The following is a 7,661-nucleotide window of genomic DNA, read 5'->3' on the forward strand; positions in this document are numbered from 1 at the left end:
AACCATCACGCCCGCAACGAAACCCACCGCACCGCGATCGCACCCACCCGACGACCACTACAATAACCCCGCACCCAGGTGGGGAATTTCGATGCGCATCACTGGGGACTTTCGATGAGCCTAGTCAACGTCGTCAACAGAGAGCTTCCGGCTACCGGTCGGGTGGCTAGGTTCGTGAGGGTCAGCATCACTTGTTCACGAATTTGAGCGCCATCCGGGGCAGGATCTGCCTTGGAATGTTCATGAATTTGAGCGTCACTCGGCGGGCGTTGCGGCTCCCCCAGCGAGACGGTTCCGGGTGTGGGCGAGGCGGTAAGAGTCGGTGCCGGATTCGATGATGTTCCCGCAGAAGGTCAGCCTGTCGACGATGGCGGCGCAGCATCATCGCACGAAACCAGCAGGTACGCGTCGAACCTCGGCGCCCATTCAGAGGGACTGTCTCGATCGGTGTGATGCTCCGCCGCTGCATTGTTCGCTACAGAGTCATCTGTAGTGCATGACACGATGAATGAGGGCGGGTAGGAGGTGGGCCGTCGCTCGCAACTCGTGGTCCTCGTCAGGGGGCTCCACGCTTCCGAGTCCTCGCCCGTGGTACGGGGTGTTCGCCTCGAGCCTCGTGCACGCGCTCTGGTGAGTTCCGGCTTCGTTGACAGTGGATTGGCAGGATCGGGTGGCATTGTTTCGGTGTGTTCACTGATATCGCCGGGATTCCGGCGCATCCCTTGTTCGTTCACGGTGCTGTGGTGTTGGTGCCGCTTGCAGCTCTGTTACTGGTGGTCTGCGCATGGTCGGCTCGGGCCTGCGACCGCGCGGGCTTGGTTCTCCCGGTCCTTGCGCTTGCTGCGGTGATCGGCTGCTATCTGGCGAAGGAGTCGGGGGAGCGGTTAGAGAAGCGGCTGGCGATGGCTTCGATGCGCGCGCAGATCGAGGATCACTCGACGCAGGGGACAGTCACGTTCTTGTGGTCTATTGCCTTGTTCGTTCTTGCGGTGATGGTGTGGGCCGGTTCTAGTTCGTGGGTTCATCGGAAGGTTCCGGTGATGGCCGCTCTTCGTGGGCGGGTGGGCGCAATCGCGCTCGGTGTTCTGTCTGTTCTTGTTGCCGTCGGTGGGATCGTCGGGGTGGTGATTGCAGGGCATTCGGGCGCGGCGATGGTGTGGTCAGGCATTTGACGATCGGGTTATCGGGCTGCGGCGCGCTGCGGTGGCGGATCTTGGTTTAGGTGAGGCTTGTGGTTCCGAGGAGTCGGCCGATCGCGTAGGTGATGGCCATGGCGGCTGCGCCGCCGACGAGGAGCCTGATGACCGCTGTGCGGCGGTTGGCGCCGCCGAGCGCGGCTGAGGCGTAGCCGGTGACGGCGAGTCCGACTGCGACGGCGAGCACGATCCAGAGCATGCGGTGCCAGGCGATCAGGGAGGCTGCGATGGGGATGAGCGCGCCGAGGCTGAACGCGACCGCTGACGATAACGCCGCTGCCAGGGGATTGGTCAGTTCTTCCTGGTCGATACCCAACTCGATGTCGAGATGAGCACGCAAGGGGTCGGCGGCAGTGAGTTCAGTGGCGACCTGCCGGGCGGTCGCCTCGCTCAGTCCCTTGGCGGTGTAGAGGCCGACGAGTTCGTCGAACTCCTCTTCCGGCTGCTCCAGAAGTTCCCGTTGCTCTTTCGCGATCCACGCCTTCTCGGTGTCACGCTGGGTGCTCACGGATACGTATTCACCGAGGGCCATTGCTGATGCGCCTGCTGACAGTCCGGCGACGCCGGCGACCAGAATGGCTCCGGGGGTGGCGGCGGTTGCGGCGACGCCGATCACCAATCCCGCGGTGGAGAGCAGGCCATCGTTGGCTCCGAGGACTCCGGCTCGGAGCCAATTCAGCTTGCTCCCGACTGCGCCGCTGTGCGGCTCACCGTCGTGTCCTGAGCGTTCTGTCGCGGTGTCGGCGATCCCGTCCCTGTTCGTCACAGCGGCCAGACTAAACGCTGGTCAGCGGCCATTTCAACGAACGTGAGGCTACCCTAGTGCAGGGAGGGACTGCTGCACCGATAGGTGACATCTGATCTGGCTTGCCCGAGGGGTGGGCCTGGAAGGATGGCCATCGTGCCTAAGCCCTATCCGCAGGAGTTCCGTGACGATGTGGTCCGGGTTGCCCGGGACCGTGAACCTGGGGTGACACTCGCGCAGGTCGCGAAGGACTTCGGGATCCACGAGATGACCTTGACGAAGTGGCTGCGCCGCGCCGACATCGACGACGGCACCAAGCCCGGCATGACGAGCGGGCAGTCCGCTGAGCTGCGGGAAGCCAACAAGCGAATCCGGTTGTTGGAGCAGGAGAATGAAGTCCTGCGCCGGGCCGCGGCGTATCTGTCGCAGGCGAACCTGCCGGGAAAATGATGTACCCGCTCGTGCAGGAGCTCGCCGCCGACGGGATCCCCGTCACGGTGACGTGCCGGGTTCTCAAGCTCGCCAGACAGCCCTACTACCGCTGGCTCAAGGACGCGGTCACCACCGCCGATCGGGTCGCGGCGGACCGGGCGAACGCCCTGTTCGACGCGCACCGTGATGATCCAGAGTTCGGGTACCGGCTCCTCGCCGATGAAGCCGAAGCTGCAGGTCAACCGATGAGCCCGAGGACGGCGTGGCGGATCTGCTGCGCTAACGGCTGGTGGTCGAGCTTCGGCAAGAAACGTGCACGCAACGGTAAGAAGCCCGGTCCGCCGGTGCACGACGACCTGGTCGAACGGGACTTCACCGCTGAGTCCCCGAACGAGTTGTGGTTGACGGATATCACTGAGCACTGGACCGACGAGGGCAAGCTCTACCTCTGCGCGATCAAAGACGCTTGCTCGGGGCGGATCGTCGGCTACAGCATCGACTCCCGCATGCAATCGCGGCTCGCGGTGGCTGCGCTCAACAATGCGGTCGCCCGCCGAGACGATGACGTCTCGGGTTGTATTGTCCACTCCGACAGGGGCTCTCAGTTCCGATCGCGCAAGTTCGTGTCCGCTCTCAACCGGCACGGCCTGGTCGGATCCATGGGTCGCGTCGGCGCCGCCGGTGACAACGCAGCGATGGAATCGTTCTTCGCGCTCCTGCAACGCAACGTCCTCGACCGGCAACGGTGGAGCACTCGCGAGCAGCTACGGATCGCGATCATCACCTGGATCGAGCGGACCTATCACCGCCGACGCCGGCAAGCACGCCTCGGCCGGTTGACCCCGATCGAATACGAGACCATCATCAACACAGCCGCCTCGGCGGCATAACACCGCAACTGTCACCTATCGGTGCAGCAGTCCCAACACCGCAACTGTCACCTATCGGTGCAGCAGTCCCGGATGCCAGCGCTTGCTGAGGCAAGCCGACGCTCGCTCGTAATGCGCCCGGTGCCAGGTTTCTAGGCGACCTTAGGTCGGGCTCAAAACGGGCTGCCTTGGCGCAGGCCGAATCGCTTGAGCAGCATTGCCGCGGGGCAGAAGCCGGTGAAGCTTGATTGGATGAGGTTCAGTGATACGAACCCCGACAGTAAGAGCCACCAAGGTGAGGCGGTGACGCTGAGGGCGACGCCGGTGAGGTTCAGGGTTCCGGCGAGGAGCAGGACTGCTTGGTCGATGTTGGGTTTGCGCATGCGGTGAGTTCGTTTCGTGTCGTCGATGTGGTTGGGCGCGCGTGGGTTAGAACCAGCGGCGTTTCGGGCGCGTGGTAGCGGGCTCGGAGTGGCCGGGGCACCAGTTTTCGGGTGGGACAGTCCGTCGGACGGCTTCGATGTGGCTTCCGCATCCGGCCCAGGTGGTTTTGTCGCAGGTTCGGCATCGGGTGGCGTGGCACATGGTGGCTTTCGCTCCTGGGTGGGTCAGTTGTTGTCGGGGTTGGTGAATCCGCGGAAGACGTCGTAGGCGCGGGCTCCGTGGATGGTGGCGGGGCCGCCGTGCATGAGGAAGGTCACGCCGATCGCTTCGGCGGCTTCTTGGTTCGTTGCGCCGGCGCGGGCTGCGGCTTGGCCGTGCGATGCGATGCAGCCGTCGCATCCTTCGACGACTCCGATGGCGAAGGCGATGAGTTCTTTGGTCTTGCGGTCGAGTGCGCCGTCCGCGAACGCCGCCGTACTCAGTGCGCCGAAGCCAGCGTAGACGTCGGGGATCGCTTTGCGCAGGTCCCGATGCTGCGGTTGTAGTCGCCGCAGGGTGGCTGCTCCTGATTCGGAGGAGTGATCGAGTGCTGTGGTTTCGGGCTTGTTAGTCATAGTTGCGCTCCTGTAAGAGGTAGGTGTTACTCGTGGGCGAAGCTGATGTTCGGCAGTATCCGGGCGAGCCATGCAGGGCAGGCCCATGCTGCGCGTCCTGCCAGGCGCAGTGCGACGGGGAGCAGGATCAGCCGGATGAGAAAGGTGTCGAGGAGAACAGCGACGCCGAGGATGACGCCCATCTCCTTCGGGGGCAGTGGCCCGGACAGGGCGAAGGTGAAGAAGACGGCGACCATGACGCCGCCGGCGGCGAAGATGACACGACCGGAGTGGGCAACGGCTCCGATCATCGCTTCTTTCGGGTCACCGGAGCGTTCCCAGTGCTCCTTGGCGGACGAGAGCAGGAACACGGTGTAGTCCATAGCGATCGCGAAGATCATCGCGAAGAAGAACACCGGCGCCCATGCATCGAGGAAGCCTTGGGATTCGAAGCCGAACAGGCCGGCGCCGATACCGTCCTGAAACACCAAGCGGGCCACACCGAACGCCGCCGCGGTGGACAGCAAGCTCACCACGGTGCCGATCAGGGCGATCAAAGGCGCACGTAGTGCGACCAGCAGCAGCGCGAAGCCCAACAGAAGGACCACAGCGATCACTATCGGGGTTGAGGTGTCGAGCTGTGCCTTCAGGTCGAGATTCTCCACTGCAGCGCCGCCGACCAGGGTGCCGTCGGGAAGATCGGAGCGGAGCCGGTCGACCGTCGCAGTCAGGCTCGAGTCTGAGGGGTCAACCTTCGGTACCGCGGAGATCAGTGATAGGCCGCTGTTATCTGCTGCGGCGACGGGCGGCATCGCGCCGGCGATTCCTGGATCAGCGGCCAGCGCCTGGTGCGCCTGCGGGGCGAGCGAGGACGGGGTGATGATTTGCAGGGTTCCAGGAGCGCCGGGGCCGAAGGCCTGCTTGACCTGGTCGTAGCCGACTCGCGCGTTGGCATCGGACGGTAGCACCGCGATCGACGGCATCGCGGTCTTCAGTCCCGCGAGGGGGATCGACAGCGCGATCAGGATCGCCAACGCCGCGGCGCCCCACGCGAACGGGCGCTTCCACAGTCGTTGTCCCCATCGCTCGAAGGCAGGTGAGCGGTGCTCACCGACTCGAGCCCACGGCAACGCCAGCGCGTTGATCCGCTTGTCGAGCTTGACCAGCACCAGCGGCAGCAGTGTCAGCGTCGCGGCGAGGACGAACACGACAGAGAGCATGATCCCGCCAGCCATCGACCGGAACGACGGCGACGGCACGAGCATCACCGCGGACAAGGAGATCAGCACGGTCGCCCCGGACAGCAACACGGCCTTACCGGCGGTGTCCATGGTCTGCGCGATCGCTTCCCGAGGTGACACGCCGTGTCCGAAGCGCGCTGCGCGGTACCGCACCACCAGGAACAGGGCGTAGTCGATGCCCAGCGCGAGGGAGAACATCATCGCGAAGTTCATCGCCCAGATCGATACGGGCACGATCTCGTTGATCAGCACCAGGGCCCCGGCCGAGGCAACCAGCCCGGCCAAGGTGAGCAGGAGCGGCAGGCCTGCGGCGACCAAGGTACCGAAGGCGATCACCAGGATTGCGAGAGTCACGGGCCACGACAGCATCTCCGAGGTGAGCATCGCCTCCAGGTTCGCCGCGTTGAAGTCCGACCAGAGCACCGACGAGCCGGTCGGATTCACCGACACCGCGTCCGTCGAGAGCGCACTGAGTGATCCCTTGAGGTCGGTCGCTGCCCGGACCATCTCGTTCGTATCTGCCCCGGCGCCGGCGAGGACGATCGCCGTCTTACCGTCGACGCTCAAGGTCATGCCCGGTTGTGGCGCGATGACCTGGGCGATCCGCGGATCCGCCTTCAGTTCAGAGGTCACCTGCGCGAGGATCTGAGGCCCCTGTCCTTCTGTCAACGCCGCGGTGTCGCTATGAACGACCACCTGGATTGCGTGACTGGCGTTGCCACCGAAATGTTGCTGCGCCAGCTCCCGCACCTGCACCGACTGCGAACCGTCCGCCTGCCAGCCCGCACCGGAGAGATTCTTCTCCACAAACGGCGCGAAAATCCCCAGCCCCACAACCAACAGCACCCACACCGCCGTGACAACCCGGCCATGCTCACTGACCCAGACGCCAAGGCGCCCCAGCGCGCCGGTCAACGATGACCTCGTTGCACCCGACGCCGATTTCGGCGCATCTCCGACTGTCTCTGCCATTGCCTTCACTCCTCGTATTAACCCCCTGGAGGGATCTTGGTTGCATCGAAGCTAACATCCCCCCGGGGGGTTATGCAATACTGGGTGCACAGCTCCCTCAGATATCGAAGAAAGACGAGTCCATGAACGAATTCACGATGACCAGGTCACTCCCGACGCCGTATACGCAGGCTGTAGCGCAGGTGCGGGAAGGGTTGGCGCGCGTCGGGTTCGGGATCCTCACCGAGATCGACATCGCCGCCACCCTCAAGGCGAAGCTTGATGTGGATGTGCCGCCGAAGTTGATCCTCGGCGCGTGCCGGCCGCAGCTCGCGCATCAAGCGCTTCAGGCCGATCCTCGGGTCTCCACACTGCTGCCGTGCAACGTCGTTGTCAGCGCGGACGGTGAAGGCTCCGTCGTTGAGATCATGAACCCCGACGTGATGCCAGAATTCACCGGAACCCCTGCCCTCAAGGCTGTATCTACCGAAGCCCGGGAGCTCCTCACCGCCATGCTCGATGCACTCACCGACGGCGGTGCCCAGTGAAGATCCCAGAGCAAGCCGCCAAGCCGATCCTCACCAGGCTCAAGCGCGCACACGGACACCTCGCCACCGTCATCAGAATGCTCGAAGACGGCAACGACTGCGAAGACGTCCTCACCCAGCTCGCCGCCGTCAACAAAGCCCTCGGACGCAGCGGCTACGCCCTCGTCGCCACCGGCCTACAACACTACCTCACCACCGAAGGCCCCGATAACGTCGACCAACAAAAGCTGGAACGCCTCTTCCTCGCCCTCGCATAGATCCAACAATCCGGCAAGGTTGATCGAATGCAGCGAGCTGATTGCGAAGCAAGGGCCCAACGAGCGCTCTGCCCGCCAGCGTCAGGCTGGCGAGCAGAGCGCGCCAGTGAGATGTGCCGCTGACGCTGCGGCGTCTGGCGGAGGCTTACGTCAGAGGAACTTCTTGCGGAACGGGATCAGGTGGTCGAGTGCCTGCTGGACGGGCTCGGGCTGGTCATAGAGGTCGTAGTGGGTCCAGCCTTCGATGACGACGAGTTCCTTGTCCTTGGACGGTGCGCGGCAGGCTTGAAAGTCGACCAGTACACGGCGATCATCGACGCGGTTGGAGCTTGACCCGGTTTCCCGGACAGTTTGGGTTGGTGGTGTTCAGGCTACCTGTGTGGTGGCGTGCAGGGATTCGTAGTAGAGGTTCTCGAACTCGATCGGCGCGAGGTATCCGATACTG

General features: G+C 64.1%; 9 protein-coding genes and 1 pseudogene. 4 read left to right on the top strand and 6 right to left on the bottom strand.

The genetic code is table 11. The annotated features are described in order from the left end of the window. Positions 1-255: 255 nt before the first annotated feature. Positions 256-378: pseudogene (locus HF999_RS21725) on the bottom strand (IS21-like element helper ATPase IstB); the annotation flags it as partial. A gap of 308 nt (positions 379-686) precedes the next feature. Here HF999_RS21725 and HF999_RS21730 point away from each other — a divergent pair. Continuing rightward, positions 687-1,172, top strand: a complete 486-nt coding sequence (locus HF999_RS21730; protein ID WP_168547852.1) for a DUF2231 domain-containing protein — start codon at positions 687-689, stop codon at positions 1,170-1,172. A gap of 46 nt (positions 1,173-1,218) precedes the next feature. Here the strand turns inward: HF999_RS21730 and HF999_RS21735 are convergent, their stop codons facing one another. Continuing rightward, positions 1,219-1,962, bottom strand: coding sequence for a VIT1/CCC1 transporter family protein (locus HF999_RS21735; RefSeq protein ID WP_295141368.1), 744 nt, complete (start codon positions 1,960-1,962; stop codon positions 1,219-1,221). A 135-nt stretch (positions 1,963-2,097) separates the two neighbouring features. Between HF999_RS21735 and HF999_RS21740 the strand changes: the two genes are divergently transcribed. Next, positions 2,098-3,263 (top strand): IS3 family transposase gene (locus tag HF999_RS21740; protein WP_168547853.1). Its coding sequence is split into 2 segments (ribosomal slippage): positions 2,098-2,382 and positions 2,385-3,263, totalling 1,164 coding nucleotides; the frame shifts between segments, so codons are not numbered across the junction. 152 nt (positions 3,264-3,415) lie between these two features. Here HF999_RS21740 and HF999_RS21745 read toward each other — a convergent pair. From HF999_RS21745 to HF999_RS21755, 4 genes are read right to left on the bottom strand one after another with little or no spacing between them, the layout of a single operon-like run. After that, positions 3,416-3,625, bottom strand: a complete 210-nt coding sequence (locus HF999_RS21745) for a YgaP family membrane protein (protein ID WP_168547854.1) — start codon at positions 3,623-3,625, stop codon at positions 3,416-3,418. 46 nt (positions 3,626-3,671) lie between these two features. Then, positions 3,672-3,827, bottom strand: a complete 156-nt coding sequence (locus tag HF999_RS23255) for a DUF8730 family Cys-rich protein (protein WP_512700780.1) — start codon at positions 3,825-3,827, stop codon at positions 3,672-3,674. Between the two features lie 23 nt (positions 3,828-3,850). Next, positions 3,851-4,240, bottom strand: a complete 390-nt coding sequence (locus HF999_RS21750; protein ID WP_246208423.1) for a carboxymuconolactone decarboxylase family protein — start codon at positions 4,238-4,240, stop codon at positions 3,851-3,853. A 26-nt stretch (positions 4,241-4,266) separates the two neighbouring features. Beyond that, positions 4,267-6,432, bottom strand: coding sequence for an MMPL family transporter (locus tag HF999_RS21755; RefSeq protein ID WP_168547855.1), 2,166 nt, complete (start codon positions 6,430-6,432; stop codon positions 4,267-4,269). 122 nt (positions 6,433-6,554) lie between these two features. Between HF999_RS21755 and HF999_RS21760 the strand changes: the two genes are divergently transcribed. Continuing rightward, positions 6,555-6,959: a DUF302 domain-containing protein gene (locus HF999_RS21760; protein ID WP_168547856.1), complete on the top strand. Its 405-nt coding sequence runs from the start codon at positions 6,555-6,557 to the stop codon at positions 6,957-6,959. Continuing rightward, positions 6,956-7,216: a metal-sensitive transcriptional regulator gene (locus HF999_RS21765; protein WP_168547857.1), complete on the top strand. Its 261-nt coding sequence runs from the start codon at positions 6,956-6,958 to the stop codon at positions 7,214-7,216. Before HF999_RS21760 ends, HF999_RS21765 begins: the two co-directional genes overlap by 4 nt. The last annotated feature ends 445 nt before the right edge of the window (positions 7,217-7,661 follow it).

The sequence above is a fragment of the Tsukamurella spumae genome (assembly GCF_012396015.1).
Taxonomy (GTDB): domain Bacteria; phylum Actinomycetota; class Actinomycetes; order Mycobacteriales; family Mycobacteriaceae; genus Tsukamurella; species Tsukamurella spumae.